The 17487-nt window shown below is 44.8% G+C and carries 14 protein-coding genes and 1 pseudogene; 11 read left to right on the forward strand and 4 right to left on the reverse strand.

The features are described 5' to 3' along the window. Nucleotides 1-62 precede the first annotated feature (62 nt). From L5L77_RS10245 to L5L77_RS10270, 6 genes are all read left to right on the forward strand, one after another. On the forward strand, nt 63-2120 hold the full coding sequence (locus L5L77_RS10245; protein ID WP_411569230.1) for a TonB-dependent receptor: 2058 nt from the start codon (nt 63-65) through the stop codon (nt 2118-2120). A 271-nt stretch (nt 2121-2391) separates the two neighbouring features. After that, entirely contained in the window at nt 2392-3234 is an 843-nt protein-coding gene (locus L5L77_RS10250; protein ID WP_263222689.1) for an AraC family transcriptional regulator, read from the forward strand. A gap of 138 nt (nt 3235-3372) precedes the next feature. After that, nucleotides 3373-4086: a LysE family translocator gene (locus tag L5L77_RS10255; protein WP_263181750.1), complete on the forward strand. Its 714-nt coding sequence runs from the start codon at nt 3373-3375 to the stop codon at nt 4084-4086. 97 nt (nt 4087-4183) lie between these two features. After that, nucleotides 4184-5014, forward strand: coding sequence for a hypothetical protein (locus L5L77_RS10260; RefSeq protein ID WP_263181749.1), 831 nt, complete (start codon nt 4184-4186; stop codon nt 5012-5014). Nucleotides 5015-5558: 544 nt separating this feature from the next. Next, nucleotides 5559-5951 (forward strand): hypothetical protein, encoded by a 393-nt coding sequence (locus tag L5L77_RS10265; RefSeq protein WP_263185659.1) that lies wholly within the window; start codon nt 5559-5561, stop codon nt 5949-5951. 185 nt (nt 5952-6136) lie between these two features. Continuing rightward, nucleotides 6137-6814 (forward strand): hypothetical protein, encoded by a 678-nt coding sequence (locus tag L5L77_RS10270; protein ID WP_041411383.1) that lies wholly within the window; start codon nt 6137-6139, stop codon nt 6812-6814. 524 nt (nt 6815-7338) lie between these two features. On the opposite strand, the pseudogene L5L77_RS10275 reads toward L5L77_RS10270, so the two are convergent. Then, nucleotides 7339-9284, reverse strand: a pseudogene (locus tag L5L77_RS10275) (EAL domain-containing protein). Between the two features lie 224 nt (nt 9285-9508). Here L5L77_RS10275 and L5L77_RS10280 point away from each other — a divergent pair. After that, nucleotides 9509-10267, forward strand: coding sequence for a phosphatase PAP2 family protein (locus tag L5L77_RS10280; RefSeq protein WP_173497921.1), 759 nt, complete (start codon nt 9509-9511; stop codon nt 10265-10267). A 54-nt stretch (nt 10268-10321) separates the two neighbouring features. On the opposite strand, the gene L5L77_RS10285 is transcribed toward L5L77_RS10280, so the two are convergent. Then, nucleotides 10322-10870, reverse strand: coding sequence for a DUF2799 domain-containing protein (locus tag L5L77_RS10285; RefSeq protein WP_113939984.1), 549 nt, complete (start codon nt 10868-10870; stop codon nt 10322-10324). A 180-nt stretch (nt 10871-11050) separates the two neighbouring features. Between L5L77_RS10285 and L5L77_RS10290 the strand changes: the two genes are divergently transcribed. After that, nucleotides 11051-11365, forward strand: a complete 315-nt coding sequence (locus L5L77_RS10290) for a hypothetical protein (protein WP_411569229.1) — start codon at nt 11051-11053, stop codon at nt 11363-11365. Between the two features lie 335 nt (nt 11366-11700). Then, nucleotides 11701-12561 (forward strand): PA4780 family RIO1-like protein kinase, encoded by an 861-nt coding sequence (locus L5L77_RS10295; RefSeq protein WP_173497172.1) that lies wholly within the window; start codon nt 11701-11703, stop codon nt 12559-12561. A 738-nt stretch (nt 12562-13299) separates the two neighbouring features. On the opposite strand, the gene L5L77_RS10300 is transcribed toward L5L77_RS10295, so the two are convergent. Continuing rightward, nucleotides 13300-13533, reverse strand: coding sequence for a transposase (locus tag L5L77_RS10300; protein WP_106649408.1), 234 nt, complete (start codon nt 13531-13533; stop codon nt 13300-13302). A gap of 673 nt (nt 13534-14206) precedes the next feature. Here L5L77_RS10300 and L5L77_RS10305 point away from each other — a divergent pair. Both L5L77_RS10305 and L5L77_RS10310 read left to right on the forward strand, forming a co-directional pair. Further along, a complete protein-coding gene (locus L5L77_RS10305) occupies nt 14207-14896 on the forward strand; it encodes an OmpA family protein (protein ID WP_168825788.1) in 690 nt (229 codons plus the stop codon). Between the two features lie 265 nt (nt 14897-15161). Continuing rightward, nucleotides 15162-15998 (forward strand): molybdate ABC transporter substrate-binding protein, encoded by an 837-nt coding sequence (locus tag L5L77_RS10310; RefSeq protein ID WP_263185664.1) that lies wholly within the window; start codon nt 15162-15164, stop codon nt 15996-15998. A gap of 78 nt (nt 15999-16076) precedes the next feature. On the opposite strand, the gene mgtE is transcribed toward L5L77_RS10310, so the two are convergent. Further along, nucleotides 16077-17441: a magnesium transporter gene (mgtE, locus tag L5L77_RS10315; RefSeq protein WP_113939980.1), complete on the reverse strand. Its 1365-nt coding sequence runs from the start codon at nt 17439-17441 to the stop codon at nt 16077-16079. Between the last annotated feature and the right edge of the window lie 46 nt (nt 17442-17487).

Below are 17487 nucleotides of genomic sequence, written 5' to 3' on the forward strand. Positions count from 1 at the left end.
CCCTGCCGTCTATCACCTGTAGTAGGAAAGAAAGGATGAAATCGGGACTGGGATTATCAGGAATGCGGTTATCAAAGCTTTGGTTATCAATAACGTGGTTATTACCTCTTTGTTGTTTATCGAGTGCCGTAGTGGCAGAGGCGACAACGGACAATATCGAACGCCTAGAGGTGCGCGGTAGGCAAATTAATACCTTAGGCCATAGTACCTCGGCATCTGAGGGAATAGTCGGCGTGGCAGAAATCGAGAGTCGCCCCCTATTACGAACCGGCGAAATCCTCGAATTTGTTCCTGGGATGATAGTCACTCAGCACAGTGGTTCGGGTAAAGCGAATCAGTATTTCTTACGCGGCTTTAATTTGGATCATGGCACAGACTTTAATACTCGAGTCGATGGTATGCCTGTGAATATGCGAACCCATGGGCATGGTCAGGGTTATACGGATCTTAACTTTTTGATCCCTGAACTTATAGGCGAGATCCGTTATGCCAAAGGCGCTTATTATCCTGAGGTGGCCGATTTTTCTGGCGCAGGTGCTGCGCAATTACTGCTGGCTGATCAACTCCCTCATAACCAAGTTGGGGTGACGTTGGGTGAATATGGTTACCAGCGACTCGTGGCGACTCAGGAGCTAAACACTGACATAGGTCGTTTTATTTGGGGTGGTGAGGCGCAAACCTATGATGGCCCATGGACGGATATTGATGAGGATGTGAGTAAGATCAGTGTCGTCGGGCGTTATTTAACTCGGCTCGGCGAGGGTGACTTGAGCGTCACTATGATGGCCTACGACAACAGCTGGAATTCGGCGGATCAGATCCCCGCCCGTGCGGTGGATTCTGGATTGATTGATTTTTATGGATCTTTAGATAAAGACGTCGGTGGTGAATCTAACCGTTATAGCGTTTCAGCTAATTACGATGCGGGTGATTGGCAGGGAAATGTCTACGCCATTCGCTCGACTATGAATTTATTCTCTAATTTTACCTATTTCTTAAACGATCCCATCAATGGTGATGAGTTTGAACAAGTCGATGAACGCACGATTTGGGGCGGCGATCTCAAGCGTGATTGGCAGACTTCACTTGGTGGCACTCAACTGAATTACAGTGTGGGCGGCGATGTGCGTTATGACGATATTGGCGCAGTGGGTTTGTATAACACTCAGGCGCGACAACGGCTGAATACGGTAAGGCTTGATGAAGTGCAAGAGTTGTCGAGTGGCATCTTTGGCAAAGTTGAGTGGCTGCCTGCTGAGCAATGGCGTTTTAATCTTGGGCTGCGTTACGATTATTTTGATGTGCAGGTCGACAGTGATAATCCGCTTAACAGTGGCGATGCGTCCGATGGTATGTTCAGCCTCAAAGCCGGTGCTTCTTATTTGTGGAGCGATAATCTTGAGTTATATGTTAATGCAGGCCAAGGGCTACATTCGAACGATGCCCGCGGTGCAACGATCAAGGTTGACCCCGTGAGTGGCGATGAGGTCGAAAAAGTCGATCTGCTCGTGCGCTCAAATGGCGGCGAATTTGGGGTGAAATACTATGACAGGGACTTTATTAATTTCTCTGCTGCGATCTGGTATCTGCAACTAGATTCAGAATTAGTATTTGTGGGCGATGCGGGTAACACTGAGGCGAGTCGTGCATCTGAACGTTATGGTGCTGAATTAACAGCTTATTATTGGCTGAATGAGGCAATCAGTATCGATATGGAATTAGCGTGGACTAACGCTAGATTTACTGAAAATGAATTTGAAGAGGGCAAGTATATCGATGGCGCGGTCCCCTTTGTTGCCAGTGCGGGCATCACCTATCGACCCGACGGCGATGGCCTGTATTCCAGTGTACGCGTGCGGCACCTTGGCGAGCGGGTGCTCGACAGCTTTAATGACCACAAGGCTGATGCGACCACATTAGTTAACCTCGCGTTAGGATACGAGTTCCGCCGCTTCGACACTAAGCTTGAGCTGCTAAACGTGTTTGATAGTAAAGATCACGACATAGATTATTTTTATGCTTCTCGTTTGCCCGGCGAAGCAGGCGAAGGCGTTGAAGATCAGCATTATCATCCTGTTGAGCCACGAATGGTAAGAGTCAGCGTGAGTTATCATTTTTAGTGATATTCATCTGTTAAGGCGATATCGAAGGTTATTACGTATGTCGCCGAGCAAAAATGTATCTCATTAAGCGTCCAGATAGTTGGGCGCTTTTTTCTGCTGCACTCATTTAAGCGCTAATTTAAGCGCTAATCTAAGCCCAAATCGCTTCAAACTATGTGGCTGCAATAATTTACTATTCCCGCGCTGACAATGGAGGCTAGAATGATGACGAGTCGATCTGAGTTTCCCCCTGTTTTACAGCTGATGCTATAGGTAATCGCCGCGAGTTATGAGTACTGCAACACCCATTGAAAACATTAATTATTGGCGTCATCCTAGCTTATCAGGCATAGAACTGAGTCAGGCGGAATTCACGCATTTCAGCTTTGATAAACATGTGCATCTGGATTACCACTTAGGTGTGGTCACCCAAGGTGCGCAGCAGTTTGTGAATAAGGGCAGCAGTTATCAGCTTGGTCAGCACAGCCTATCGACCTTAAATCCCGACGAAACCCATGATGGTCAAAGCCGCGATGCCGACGGTTATCGGGTGAAAGTGATGTCGATTCCCGTGGAATACATGAATGAAGTCAGCCTAGAACTGGGTTTGAAGGAGCACTTTTTCAGCGCGCCTATGGTGGATGACCCGACGCTTTATCAATATTTTATTCAGCTACACGAGCTATTAATTCAAGGCCAATGTGGTGCGCTTGCGGGTGAGTCCCACTTACTGAATTTTATTCATCTGCTGCTGGAGCGTTACCCAAGCGGTATTTCATCTTGCCTATCTAAACCGAATCAACCGCAGGGGTTATCTAAGTTGCAGGTGAGCTTAGTGAAACAGCGAATTCACGATGAGCCTTGGCATAATACTCAACTTGAAACCTTAGCCAATGAAGTGAATTTAAGTAAATTTCAGTTTTTACGGCAATTTAAACAGGCAACAGGGATGACTCCCCATGCGTACCTTAAACGGGTGCGCTTAGAGTTGGCGAAAAAATCCTTAAGTCATGGCGCTTTAGTGGCGGATGTGGCGCAGCAGTTCGGATTTTTCGATCAAAGTCATTTAAACAAAGCTTTTAAGCAGGCATTCCTATTATCGCCAGTGCAATTTCAGCGGCGTATGCTCTAATTTCCGCCCGTCTTTCGACGCCGCTGGTTTTTAAAAAACACTGAATAGTGCAATTTATTACAATTCAGCGCTGCGACAAATTGCCATACTGGCTGCCTCAGTTATCGTTATTAGCCTTTTTTGCGGAGCCGCATATCTATGGATTTATCTTTATTACTCACCTTGGCTGTAATCCATGCCGTTGCTTTAATCAGTCCCGGACCCGATTTTGCCATTATGGTGAAGATTGCGACTCAGCAGTCCAGAAGCACTGCGGTTTCCGCCGCTGTGGGGATTTCAATAGCCATTTTAGCTCATACGATTTTGAGTCTGACCGGTGTGAGTCTACTCATTAAGAGTTCGCACACTCTGTATCTCTTAGTGCAAATTGTGGGCGCTTCTTACCTCGCTTGGATGGGGTTTGGTGCCCTGCGTGCCGGTCTTGCGATACTCGCTAAACGTAAAATGAGTGCCAGAGTCCATGCAGGAACAAATGATGATGCTGTTATTAGCGCTGGTGACGTTGAAGGCGTGGCGTCTGTTGCTGGTGGCTTAGGTGGCGCTATGTCGCGCAGGCAAGGTTTTTTGACTGGGCTTTATACCAATCTATTGAATCCGAAAGCATTAGTGTTTTTCTTAACCTTGTTTTCGGCCTTGATTACCCCAAGTGTTACAACGAGTACTAAAATCGCTTCCGCTATTTTGTTGTTGTCTTTGTCATTGGCATGGTTTGGTTTTTTAGCGGTAATGTTGTCAAAGGCGCAGGTGCAACTTAAATTGCAGCGACTAACACCGGTTATCGATGCGGTTATTGGTGTTATCTTTATGTCGGTAGCCTTGGCGATTTACTCAAACCTATTATTAACCGCTTAGTCAGGCGCAGTGTAAATCACCTTAGGTTTTAGTCTGAGGCACTTATGGTATTCTTGGCTTTTAGTCTCAGCAGAGACATTTGGAGTAAGGGATAAAGATGCCATTCGCCTCACGACTCAAGGGAAGCAAATTAGCTGTTTTCAGCCAAGTTACACTGATGAATATCGCGTTTTCTGCGGCGTTAATATTCAGCGTTATGGGTTTAAGCATCAATGCAAACGCCGCTGATGAAGCCATGCCAGAGGAATATATTCCTCTGGTGCAGGGACTTATCGACGCCGCCAAGGCCAATGATCTTGAGGCGATTGCTAAGCGTGTGGCTTACCCGCTTAAACGTGAATATCCGATCCCCGCGATTCAAAATACCCAGGAAATGATCGCACGTTTCGATCAGGTTTTTGATCCTAAGCTGCTTGAGCAGATCGCCCATTCTAAGATTGAAGCCGATTGGCAGACGATGGGCTGGCGCGGCATTATGCTCGGTAGCGGCGTTGTGTGGCTGGATTTTGATGGCAAGATCATCGCCATTAACTATCAAACACCGGTAGAGGCAAAACTGAAAGCAGAGCTTATTGCTAAGCAACAAACGGCATTACATCCGAGTGTGAGTGAATTTGTCAGCCCAGCGTTATCTTGGGAGACCGCCAAGTTTACCATTCGTGTCGATGATATGGGGAACAGCCAATACCGCTATGCCGCATGGGCAAAGGGTAAGTCATTGAGCGACAAGCCAGATTTAGTGCTGAATAAAGGCAAACTCGTATTTGATGGCAGTGGGGGGAATCATTCATACCAATTTCGCAGCGGCCCATACCAGTATTATTGTTATGTCACCGTCTTAGGCGGCAGCGATAGTCCTCTAGGCGAGCTAGTGGTGTTTAAGAATGACCAAGAAATACTGACACAAGCTGTCATTAAAGCAGACTAGTCTCGTTTCCATATCCCTATTAGTGAGATTTAAAGCCGCGACCCTATGGTGATGGTCGCTGCTTTAGTCATCCATGTTTTAGAAGGTCACTGTTGCAATAGTGCTAATCTTAACTAACCCTGTCGCTGTTCGTTTAGCTAAAAAGCTATTGCCCCAAAGTTATCTTACTTTGTCTTCAGTTGTGCAGCATGAATTGTCATTATTTCCTCAGTGACTCGCCGTAAATATATCCCTATAGGCTCGACGGCGATATCCATGCCGCCAACGGTCACTGTTGCAACAATGCCAATCTCAGCCAACCTTTTCACTGTTAGCTTAGCTAAACCAATTCCGTGTTTTGAGCACCTAGACAGGCTAAATGAAACGTATAGTCGTTGACCAAACTTTAGTAATGTTACAAAGTGTCTGCAGGAACTCGTTCAGATCACTTAACAAACCACTAAAGCAGGACTCGTCATCGTTAGCTCGGTCTCGCTTGGCTATAGATTTTTAACCAACAATTATTCACCCCTTCGTAGGGTGCTATTAGTCATTGAGGCTTCCATTGAGTAATCGAACTTTTGAAAGAAATTACTTTCTAATTATATTTATACCTGTACTGATGCCCGGTCTTATTCTTTATAGCCTTATTCAGGGGAGTAATGATAAAGCACTTATATCATTAGGTATTTTTTGTTTTGCTATCTATTGTCATTCTCTAAGTTCAAAAGTTATAAAATCAGTAGCCGGTTTTACTACAAGGATGGTGTCGTGCAGCATTGCTTTAACAGTAGCTTTGGCTATTGTTGCGGTTTCACCTGAAGCAAAAAATGCTTTTGCTGGAGCAGTTCTATTTTTGTATATTCCAAATTTACTTATTAGTATTGTTGTTCTCAACAATAGTCAGCTCGCCAAAGAGCTAAAGGAAAAACTGAAAAAAATTTATAACAAGTGCTAACTAAAAATGCTTGTCTTTAGTTCATACTGGAATGGCCTGTATTTGACTGTCAACCTGATACCCCAAAGCTTGCTTCGCTTTATCAAACTAGCTCTGCCAGTTACAGACATATTGACCAAGTTTCAGTAATGTTAGAAAGTGTTCACAATTACTGGAACGTTTCAATGCGACAAAGGTTAGCTTTGATGAATAATCAGATTATTACTTATGGACTAGCTCTTTTTTTACTGTATGCAGGAAGCACTGATGCACGCTTTATTCGTCAAGATTTAGCACAGGCAGTGTTGTCAGCTGAAAACATCGTTGACGTAACTGTTATTTCATCGGAAATGATTGAGTGGACACATACACCCAAATGGAAAGTAAGTTTAGGCGACAAATCGCTTTGCGGATACAAGAATAAAGTTAGGGTAAATGAAAGTTTGTCTAAACCCAATTCAGACCAGTTGACCCTGGGCTCTAAAGAAGAACTTATACCAGGGCGACGATACCTTCTTTTTATTGAAGAACGTGGTGGTTTTGCTAACGATGTTATTTATAAACGTGAAGGAGATGAAAGAACTAGATTCGAGGATTGCTTGTCACGAGTTCCGAAACTTAAAAGTAACTGGCTCACTACATCCTACTTTAGCGGCGATTCAGAATCTAAAGTGACCTTAAGTTATTGGCTGATCCCGCCTAATGATTTACCTCATAATACTTTTTATATATCCGAAGTAAGGCAAAATGGAAAATTAGTTCCATTAACGGAATCTGCTGTAGATGTGAAGATCAAGGACGAATTAGTGCTGCCAAGAGATATCGTTTTATGGAAGGATTTAAGATCATGGATGATAGATTTAACTAATCCTTCAACAAAGTAATATTAAATAGTTATTTGTAGTGGCATATTAATTTTCTGGCAAATTCAAAGGAAAAAATAGCTGTTTATTACACTTCTTTGCAGTGTTTGACAGCTATTTTATTGCCTCTGATAGGGGCATTAACATATAGAGATTTTAATCCGAAAATTACAGGTTAGAGTGTTGGAACTAACACGTTTAAGTCTAAAAGCGTGCAGCGTAAGGCTTTTAAATCTACAGATTACGCTAATGCCAAAAAGGTGCGCCATGGTGATTAGCGAGACGACCGTCCGCCCCATGGACGGGGTGGTCGAGCATCCAAGGACGGACTGGCTGCGAGTCGACGAGCAAATACCATGGTAAACCTATATGAGTGGATATCAGCAGACGCTAAACTGCTAACGACTAAAATTACTGGTCCCAAACATTAGTCTTCAACACATATCTATCCCAATGTAATTTATAACATTCTGTGGAAATGACAATTCACGCAGCATTATTCAGTCGGTTTTAATTCGCGAAATAAAAGAGCATTAAGGATGAACTTAATGCTCTTTTTTATGGATAAATGCCTGCTCAAACTGTGTTGCGGTAATGGGTTTACCGTAGAGGTAGCCTTGGCCTAAGTCGCATACCTCGTGACGAATAAAGGCATCTTGTTCTAGGGTTTCTACGCCTTCGGCGATCACTTCCAAGTCCAGTTTCTTACCAATGGCAATAATTGCCTTGGTTAACTCTCTATTTTGTTCGTTTTCTTCGAGTTTACTAATAAAGCAGCGATCGATTTTTAAGGTGTCGAAAGAGTATTTTTGTAGATAACTTAAGGATGAGTAGCCTGTGCCAAAATCATCTAGGGAGATGCGGATACCGAGTTCTTGTAGTTTTTGGATGGCATTGTGGGCAATGTGTTCATCCTGCATCAGCATGCCTTCGGTAATTTCAAGTTCTAAGGCGGTGGGGGGCAATTGATAAAGGGTGAGTAAGTCGGCTATGTGTTCGCTAAAGCGGGGATTGCGAATTTGCAAAGGGGAAATATTGATGGCGATTTTAAACTCTTGGCCTACCTCGCGACACCATTTTGCCGCCTGAGACAGTGCGGTATGTAATACAAAATTGCCAATATCGATAATCTGGCCATTACGTTCAGCTAAGGCGATGAATCTGTCTGGGGCGACATTGCCAAGGATGGGATCGGATTATGCCAGCGCAGCAGGGCTTCGGCACCAATCACTTGCTTCGTCTTTAAGTTAATAAAGGGTTGGTAATGCAGGCTTAACTCGTTCTTGTTCAGTGCATCGACCAAGTGGGATTCCAGTTGATAGCGTAGGTTTAAAGCGGCTTGCGTATCTTGATTAAAGAAGCTGTGAGTTGAGCCATCAGCCTTGCTGATCGTCATGGCCGCTCCGGCTTTTTGCAGCAGGATGGCGGCATCGATACCATCCATAGGCGCTTGTGCTATGCCCATGCTCGAGGGAATCGTGATTACAAAATCAGCCACACCAAAGGGGGTATTACAGCAGTTAAGCACTTTATTGATGAGTTTATTGGTTTCGTTATTCGAAGGTTTGTGGGCTTGAATAATCACAAATTCGGCGCCAGCGATGCGGGCGATAAAGGTGTTTTCATCGGTATAGTGCTGTAAACGTTGGCTGAGAATAGTGAGAATTTTATCGCCAATCAGGTAACCATAACTGTCGTTGATGGATTTGAAATTACGCAGCCCAAGATAGAGTACTGAAATCTTTTCTTTGCGATTCACTTTTTCGAGCATGATCGACAGACTATTAATCAAATTGATGCGGTTGGGTAATCCCGTGAGTGGATCGTAGCTTTTATGGTATTCCAGTGAGGTTTCGGTGGAGGTGCGGTTTTCGATTTCTTTGATGAGCTTGCCGCTAAGTTCGGCGAGTTCATGGGTGCGCTGTTGTACTTTTTGCTCTAGCTGCTGATTGTACAGTTGTAGCTTAGCCTGTTGATAAAGGGTGACTAGGTTAGCTTCGATACCATTTTGAAACCGAGCGAGTAAGCTGCGAAAAGATTGGCGGTAATTATGCTCTTGGCTATCGAGCATGCAGATAGTGCCAAAGGCACTGCCATCTGGCCAACGTAAAGGTAAACCACAGTATGCGATCATGCCGAGTTTAATGTCAGGATTTTTGTCCCAGTTTTTATCCTTTAGGGCATTAGGAATGTGGAGTTCCTTACCTTCTTTGATCACTGTTTCGCAGTAAAGTCCGTGGCCTAAACTGTCTTTATCATGTTTTTTATAGGGATTACCTTGGGTGCGGCTCGAGGTAAAGACCTCAATATCGGTTTGATGGACACGCATGATCAAAGCGGCGGGAGTGTCGACTAATTCAGAGAGTAAATCTAAGGTTTGTTGCCAGTTATCAACCATTTCTTGGGGAACAACGATTTTGTCTGTGTCGATAGCAATGTCGGCAAATAAACGATCTTTTTGAGACTGGTTAATGGCGAGGTTGTATGGCATGAATGCTCAGTCCTAGAGGCGCGATACTATTCATAAACTATAGTCTTTTTACTCATGATGTGAGTCTTTTCGATAAATTTAGTTACTGCAAAATCTCGGTTCTATCTTAAATGCTGCGCTGTTAAATCTCTTAAGTGTTAGGTAAGAATTCAACGGTACTCTAACACTAAATGTTCTGATTTTTGGATTTATTAGTGAATAACTATCTGAAAGATAAAGTTATGATGACATTTATGGATTTTGCTAAGGGGCATTTAATTACGCCGCTTTTAGTGTTTGCAGTGATCATAGTGGGGCTTGAATGGACTCACGCTGATATGAAAGTCGCGACTTTGTTATTTCATTGGCAAGGAGGTATCGACTCTTGGCCATTGAGAGGATATTGGTTGACCGAAGATTTACTGCATGTCACTGGGCGTAACTTTGTCATCTTGCTGGCGGTGAGTGTCGTAGTCGGCATTGCCTTTAGTTTTCGAAGTGACAGGGTAAAACCGTACCGCAAGGGCCTGATTTACCTATTTAGTAGCGTATTGGCGAGTGTGTTGCTGGTCCGAATTGGCAAGAGCGTTACTCACATGACCTGCCCGTGGGATGTGATTGAGTTTGGCGGCCAGATGATACATACCTCCTTGTTTTCTCGTTTACCTAAAAGTGCTGAGTTTGGTCAATGTTTCCCTGGTGGCCATGCCAGCGGCGGGTTTGCTTGGGTTGCCTTGTATTACGTGCTGCGTGAGTATCGCCCGCATTTAGCTAAGTTTGGATTAATCTTTGGTTTGAGTTTGGGCCTAGTATTTGGCATTGGCCAAGAGTTACGCGGCGCCCACTTCTTGAGTCATGATTTATGGAGTTTAGCCATAGCATGGACGTCCGCTAGCCTACTCTACTATGTGTTTTTTCTGCGCTCGCCTGCGTTTAGAAAGTCTAAATTGGTCGCTTTGGGTCAAATGTTCAAGGTTACAAGTAGTGGAATACCGCAAAAATAACGAGCTGCGAAGCTAAAGCCCTGAGTCCTTATTGGGTTCAGTGTTTTTTATGGCTTAAAATCTAAATTCGAAGCGCATATCTGGTCTGCGTAGGCGAGATCTTTCATCTAACAGTTGGTTTTTTTCGTTGAGTAGGCTGTTTTTCTGTTTCAATAAGTCAGCCTTGTCGGTGAGATTATTGATCTTGCCATCAAGACTGCTTATTTCTCTCTCTATGGTATTTAAGCGGTCGGCAATCTCAGTTAAACGTTTGTTGGTCAGGTATTGTTGATGGCCTTGGTTATAGCGCTCAACAAACTGGTTATTACTGCAAACCCCATAATAACTTTCTCCCGCTAAGCCTACGCGGTAGCCATTTTCTGGCACGCAGTAACTGGCTAACCCTTGCTGGTATCCTTGTTTCCATTGCGCGGTATCGACACTGAGATTAAATTCACGACAATCTTTTTGATATTGATTTAATTGCCCAGAACTTGTCCCACGGTTGCCATCGGCAAGCCCAAGGGCAAACCAATCACTATTGGCGCATTCTTCAATAGATAAGCTGCTGCATTGAGTCAGGGATAAGACTGAAAGTGCGAGGAAAATGCTGGGATAGTGCATGGATAAGTTCTCTATATGTTGTGGCGTTTAGGATAAAGGCTCTTATGGGGGAGATCTAGCTATATATACCGCCGTTTATACGGTCATAGATGCGTTTTGTTGGGCAGAATCCATCACAGTTTAGCGGATGAATGCATGATAACCAGCTGATATTGTGTTAGTTTGTGGTTAACACTTTAAATGTCTGCTTTGGTGCTCGCTATGATTTCACATATTTCATCTGTGTATTCTGCTTCATTACCGGCAGTTAAGTCGTCTCATCAATCCCTTGATACTGCCGAGCCAAGTGGACTTAAATCCTTTACCTATGGTGTATTAGGGCTGGCGGCTCCCAAAGCTGAGGTCAGTTTTGATGGCAATGCAACGAGTAAAATACCTGAGCCTAGTGCGGATGATGTAGATGACGTTAAGAGTTCAAACGACACTTATTACAGTGCAGGCCAAATATTGAAAGCGGCGGCGACTGTGGGCAGTGTGATTGCCTTGTTTGTTTGAGTTAAGTTCCTGCACCAATTTAGCTCTGGGTATTATTTCAACTGGCTTGGATTGGCATATTCGCCGTGGAATATGGCTTGTTGTTTTGAGTCTGGTTTTATTGGGGTGAGCATAAAAGAATATTCTTTTAGTTAAAGTGGTATTTTCAGTCTCTTTCTTTGCCAAAGCGCTGAGTAAATCTGGTATTGTGTTTAACACGCAAGTGCATTAGTTTTTACTTAAAATTCGTTTAACAATCCTAAACTATATTCATCAAACTTCCGCTGGAGACCGCTTTTGTATGAAGATTTGCCCGCAGTATTCCATATCATGCCTAAGTAAGGTATAAGGGCGCTATGAAAACTCCGAAACGAATCCAACCCCTGGTTGATGAAGGACTGGTCGATGAGGTCATTAGCCAGTTAATGAGCGGTAAAGAAGCGACTGTGTACGTTGTACGCAGTGGTGATGATATCCGCTGTGCCAAAGTCTATAAAGAAGCGGACAAGCGCAGTTTTAAGCAAGCTGTGTTATATCAAGAAGGCCGAAAAGTCCGTAACAGTCGTCGCGCGCGCGCGATGGAAAAAGGGTCTAAATTTGGCCGTGATCAGCAGGAAGAAGCTTGGCAAAATGCTGAAGTTGAAGCACTTTACCGTTTAGCGAATGCGGGTGTGCGTGTGCCAAAGCCTTATGGTTGTTTCGATGGCGTGTTGCTGATGGAGTTAGTGACGGATGCCGAGGGCAATGTCGCGCCGAGATTAAACGATGTTAGTATGTCGGCAGAAAAAGCCTTGAAGGATCATGCGTTGGTGATGACCTATGTCAAACGTATGCTCTGTGCGGGGTTAGTGCACGGTGACTTGTCTGAGTTTAACGTGTTAGTTGACAGTGAAGGGCCAGTGATTATCGACTTACCTCAGGCCGTCGATGCCGCTGCAAATAACCATGCTAAATGGATGTTAGCGCGTGATGTGAATAACATGACTCAATACTATGGTTTGTATGCTCCTGAGCTGTTAAAAACACAATACGCCAAAGAAATTTGGGCCCTGTTTGAAGCCGGTGAATTGAAACCTGAAACGCCATTAACGGGTGAGTTTACCGAAGTGCTGGTTGAAGCCGATGTTAGTGCGGTCTTGGAAGAAATCCAAGCAGCCTTTGAAGAGGCACAAGAGCGTAAGCAGCGGATCCAAGAGGCAAACGAAGAAGACTATTAATCGTCAGTCGTTGTTTTTCACCCATAAAAAAGACGCTCAAAGTAGCGTCTTTTTTATGCTAAAAATTAAGTGAAATTATTATTTTTATTGTTGATTTTATTATTGTTATTTAATTTTTGGCGTTAGCCAATCCTTGGCTTAATCCCCAATGGAAGCTGGGGCCATCCTTGTTGCTACAAACAAGCTAGCAATCATCGAACAGTGTGATAAAAGGACAAGAGCTGAGAGAGAAATATGTTCATGACTTGGGGGAGCACAATTCACATATTTAATCTTTGGGGAAGATAACTCCCTCAATCCTTGCCGAAACTTTGGTCACTCTTCAGTCAATCTATGTAATACCAATCACGGCCTTCCTTGGCGCACTACACTCATTGCAGTGCTGGATCATCATTGATCCTGTGAATAAAATGACAAGGCCAGAGAGAGAAATATGTTCATGACTTGGGGGAGCACAATTCACATATTTGATCTTGGGGGAGATAACTCCCTCCCTAGTCTTGCCGAAACTTTTGCATTGTCCCTATCCGTTTGTTGCTGTTAATACTATTTCCCAATCTTCGCTGGGTTCATCAATTTGGACGACAAGGCCGGACTAAAAAGGGCGCTGTTATTATTGTTGTTAGCACATCTTTTACATCGTTAGCGTTATCAGCAGGGCGATATGCAATCTCGTCCGGCCTTGTCTATTCGGGCACGTTTAGCTTGTTGTACAGGCACTCAATTGCCATGCAGCACTTAACCTATCGTGCGTAGCTCTTGATTGAGCTGTTTAATTTTTTTCTGTAGCTGGGCAATCTCACTCATTAATGCGCATTCTCTTTGCTGGGGTTGCAGATCGCTTTCTCGCACCCATTGGTAGACTGCCTTAGCAGATAAACCGTATTGACGTGCAACATCCGACAGTAAGCGACCTTGTACTTTAACCTCGGTGATAACATGTAGCTTGAGACTATTTTCTGCGATTCCCATGAGCGTTCCCTCTTTTTACTGCCTTCTAACCAAAATATGACCGTTTGCGTTGCCTTTTATTGATGATATTGACGCTGTTCTAAATCCCACTGGCTCAGACCTAGGTGGCGCAGACAAATCCATTCGTGGCGACATAGTGCGATAAAGTTCATGACTGTTTTCATACTTCCTCCTTTATGACCCTAAATACTCGAGCCCATTTTCTGTCTCGATAGGTCCATTTAATTTGGATTAATCCTGTTGAAGTCGACTTGAGTTTTCGGCGATTTCTACCGCGTCTGACTGTCTACTCACTTAGTAGTATGTAAAATTCGTGCCAATATTCTAATTTTTATTTTAATGTTTAAAATCATTGGCTTGTATATTCGATTAAAACGGCGTGATTTTTTAGTGCTGCCAAAAAAGGTGCAAGGCGCACTATTTCGGTGCCATTGGCTTGATATGGAGCAGGGCGGTCTAAGCCATGATTGAAGCCCGAAATCTGTATCTTTGCTGACTAAAATCTGGATTAGCATAATTGAAGATGGATAAAGGATTGTCTCCAGCGCAATTGCTTATATACTGCCTGCTTTGTGGCAATCCCTAGGTCATTCGTATTACCTAATGGACGTGATATTTCTTGCCCTTTTGAGCGGTATTCACAGTCATCAATCATATAAAGAGGTTATAAATGATGAAGTGTTTTCAGGCAGTGCAATCTAAACCATCCCTGTTAGCCATAGTGGTATTGACGACCGCGCTAGTTGCATCGGGTTGTACAACAATCAATCCCTATTCAAACGAAGAACAAACCGCTAAAGCGACCAGTGGCGCATTGATTGGTGCCGTCGCGGGTGCCGCAATTGGGGTGGTATCTTCGAGCAAGAGCGACCGCGGTAAAGGTGCTTTAATTGGTGCTGCATCGGGCGCCGCAGTCGGTGGTGGTATTGGTTATTACATGGATGTGCAAGAGACTAAATTACGCCAACAATTAGCCTCAACGGGCGTGAGTGTGACCCGTAACGGCGATAACATCATTTTGAATATGCCTAATGAAGTGACCTTTGGCGTAGATCAAACCGAGTTAAGTGACGGGGCTAAACGCGTGCTGAACTCAGTGGCGGTTGTGGCCAAGGAATACAGCAAAACGCAGCTTAACGTATTAGGTTATACCGACAGCAGTGGTTCAGACTCTTACAATTTACGTCTGTCACAGGTCCGTGCTAGCGAAGTGGGTAATTACTTGATGAGTAAAGGCGTTGCCTCTGCCCGTGTAAAATCAAAAGGTATGGGTGAAGCGAGTCCTATTGCATCAAATGCCAATGCAAATGGCCGAGCACAAAACCGCCGCGTTGAGATCGTACTAATACCAACGGGTAAATAGTCTGGTCTAAGCACAAAGTTCTCGCTGAAAAAGTCGCCTGGGGCGACTTTTTTGTTTTCAGTGGTGGGCTAATTGAGTGATTAGCTTGCCGGGCTTCAATTAGACAATTTGTCCTTTATGAAGCGCACCTTGAGTGACCTGCACCACAAACATATCACTGCTAATTACCTTGGGATGAGTTCAGCTTGATCCCTTTATCGATTTCACGTTCTGTATGGGGATAAGTCACAAGAATGACTTTTAGTGCCTAAAGGAGAATATGACTATGATAAGCAAAAATGTGTTAGTAGCCTTGAGTTTAAGTCCTGTCATCATGGTGACTGCTGTACAAGGAGTGCCGATGAAAGCCGAATTGACCACAGGAGTCACGCCGATAGAACTGCGCGCCGCAGGCAGTTTAAAGGCTGCGATGAGTGATATTATTGCTGCTTATCAAGCACAGTCGCAAATAAGTGTTGTAGCGCAATATGCGCCCTCAGGTTTATTGTTAAAGCGCATTCAAGAGGGCGAGAAAGTCGATATCTTTGCCTCGGCGAATATGAAACATCCACAGGCATTAGTGGATTCGGGTCAGGGCGAAGCGGTGCAAATGTTTGCCCGTAATCAACTCTGCGCTGTTGCTCAAGACACAGTTCAGGTGACGAGTGCGACGTTACTCGATACCTTGTTAGATCCTAAGGTTAAAGTCGGCACCTCAACCCCGAAAGCCGACCCCGCGGGTGATTATGCCTGGGCCGTTTTTGCTAAGGCCGAAGCGGTAAAACCCAATGCGAAAGCCGCGTTAGAGACCAAGGCATTACAACTGACGGGCGGCCCTGAGAGCGTTAAACCGCCTAAAGATCGCAACCCCTATGGCTGGGTGATGGAAAACAAGCAAGCGGATATCTTTTTAACCTATTGCACTAATGCTGTGCTGGCTAAAAAAGAAGTGCCGAGTTTACAAATCATAGACTTACCGCAGGAACTCGCCGTGGGTGCCGACTATGGTTTACTGGTTTTGCAAGGCGCTAATACTGCCGCTAAGCCGTTAGCCGAGTTTATTCTATCGACAAAAGGCCAAGCGATTCTGAGCAGTTATGGTTTTCAACCTCCGGCAAAATAGCCTTCTTTAGTTTTCCAGTGGGATAAAAAACGGCACCTTTGGAGTGCCGTTCTGTGGTTAGCTTAAACTGTTAAAGCGTTAGTTCATCAGGTAGAGCGTCGCTAACCCGAGGAAGGCGAACAGGCCAACCACGTCAGTGACTGTGGTGAGCACCATACCGCCAGCGAGGGCAGGATCGATTTTAAGTCGTTTTAAAATCAATGGAATACTCGCACCTGCAAGCCCAGCTACTGTCATATTGATCAGCATAGCGCTACCAATTAATCCCGCCAGTGCCATATCATCCTTCCATAGCCACACGGCGACAAAGACTAAAATAGACCACATCAAGCCATTGAGAAAACCAATAGATAGCTCTTTACCGATAAGCCAGCGGGCGTTGCTTTGGCCGATATGGCCTAAAGCAATACCACGGATCACGAGGGCTAAGGTCTGATTACCGGCAACACCGCCCATGCTAGGGACAATCGTCATTAGGATGGCGATAGTGGCAAATTGCTCAATAGTGCCTTCAAACATATTGCTGACCGACGATGCGAGCAGGGCGGCGAATAAGTTAATCGTGAGCCAGAGCGAGCGACGTAGGGTACTTTTTAGCACTGGACCAAAGGTATCTTCATCTCCGTCCATCCCCGCCATACCCATCATGGAATGTTCAGCATCTTCGCGGATAACATCGACTACGTCATCGATTGTGATACGCCCGAGTAGCTTACCATCACTGTCGACGACAGGTGCCGATACCCAATCATTGCGTTCGAATTTCTGCGCCACTTCGCTGTCGGACATGCTCACCGGAATACTTTGAATATTGGGATCCATGATATTGCGAATTGTGGTGCTTGGCGCGCAAGTCAGCAGATCTGCCAGCCTAACACCGCCAAGGACTTTGTCCTGTTTGTCGACCACATATAAGGTATCTGTGGTGTCGGGTAGGTTGCCCCTTTGCCGAAGATAGCGCAGCACCACATCGATATTCACATCGGGTCTTAGGGTGACAGTATCTGTGTTCATCAAGCTGCCGGCGGTCTCATCTGGATAAGATAGGGCTTGTTCTACCCTCAGGCGATTTTGCTCCGTCATCGACTGCAACACTTGTTTGTAAACGGCGTCGGGAAGACTTCGCAGAATATAGGCGAGATCGTCGGTGTCCATGCTTGCTGTCGCTTTCGCGACTCGCTCAGGGCTCATGCTGCGGATCAGTGGGTCTTTGAGTTCTTCACTCAACTCATCGAGTATGTCGCCTATTTGTTCCTGATCGATGAGCTGCCACAATACTTGTCTGGCACTTGGCGGTGATGATTCTAAGATCAGCGCGATATCTGAGGCGGCCATTTTTTGCAGCATATTACGCACATGCACGAACATGCCGCTGCTAAGCGCTTGGTTTAACTGGTCAAGACTATGTCCGGTGTGATCGTTTTCTGCATTATCTACGGGCATTTGTCCTCCATTGTGCGGCAAATTGGTTTGAGATCTTAGTGTTGGG

This window comes from Shewanella sp. SM29 (genome assembly GCF_025654245.1).
GTDB classification, from domain to species: Bacteria; Pseudomonadota; Gammaproteobacteria; order Enterobacterales; family Shewanellaceae; genus Shewanella; species Shewanella oncorhynchi.

What these genes read in the sequence shown, in the direction of transcription:
- L5L77_RS10245 (WP_411569230.1), top strand. Translation starts at nt 63, where the DNA reads ATGCGGTTATCAAAGCTTTGGTTATCAATAACGTGGTTATTACCTCTT.
- L5L77_RS10250 (WP_263222689.1), top strand. Translation starts at nt 2,392, where the DNA reads ATGAGTACTGCAACACCCATTGAAAACATTAATTATTGGCGTCATCCT.
- L5L77_RS10255 (WP_263181750.1), top strand. Translation starts at nt 3,373, where the DNA reads ATGGATTTATCTTTATTACTCACCTTGGCTGTAATCCATGCCGTTGCT.
- L5L77_RS10260 (WP_263181749.1), top strand. Translation starts at nt 4,184, where the DNA reads ATGCCATTCGCCTCACGACTCAAGGGAAGCAAATTAGCTGTTTTCAGC.
- L5L77_RS10270 (WP_041411383.1), top strand. Translation starts at nt 6,137, where the DNA reads ATGAATAATCAGATTATTACTTATGGACTAGCTCTTTTTTTACTGTAT.
- L5L77_RS10280 (WP_173497921.1), top strand. Translation starts at nt 9,509, where the DNA reads ATGACATTTATGGATTTTGCTAAGGGGCATTTAATTACGCCGCTTTTA.
- L5L77_RS10285 (WP_113939984.1), bottom strand. Translation starts at nt 10,870, where the DNA reads ATGCACTATCCCAGCATTTTCCTCGCACTTTCAGTCTTATCCCTGACT.
- L5L77_RS10290 (WP_411569229.1), top strand. Translation starts at nt 11,051, where the DNA reads ATGTCTGCTTTGGTGCTCGCTATGATTTCACATATTTCATCTGTGTAT.
- L5L77_RS10295 (WP_173497172.1), top strand. Translation starts at nt 11,701, where the DNA reads ATGAAAACTCCGAAACGAATCCAACCCCTGGTTGATGAAGGACTGGTC.
- L5L77_RS10300 (WP_106649408.1), bottom strand. Translation starts at nt 13,533, where the DNA reads ATGGGAATCGCAGAAAATAGTCTCAAGCTACATGTTATCACCGAGGTT.
- L5L77_RS10305 (WP_168825788.1), top strand. Translation starts at nt 14,207, where the DNA reads ATGAAGTGTTTTCAGGCAGTGCAATCTAAACCATCCCTGTTAGCCATA.
- L5L77_RS10310 (WP_263185664.1), top strand. Translation starts at nt 15,162, where the DNA reads ATGATAAGCAAAAATGTGTTAGTAGCCTTGAGTTTAAGTCCTGTCATC.
- mgtE (WP_113939980.1), bottom strand. Translation starts at nt 17,441, where the DNA reads ATGCCCGTAGATAATGCAGAAAACGATCACACCGGACATAGTCTTGAC.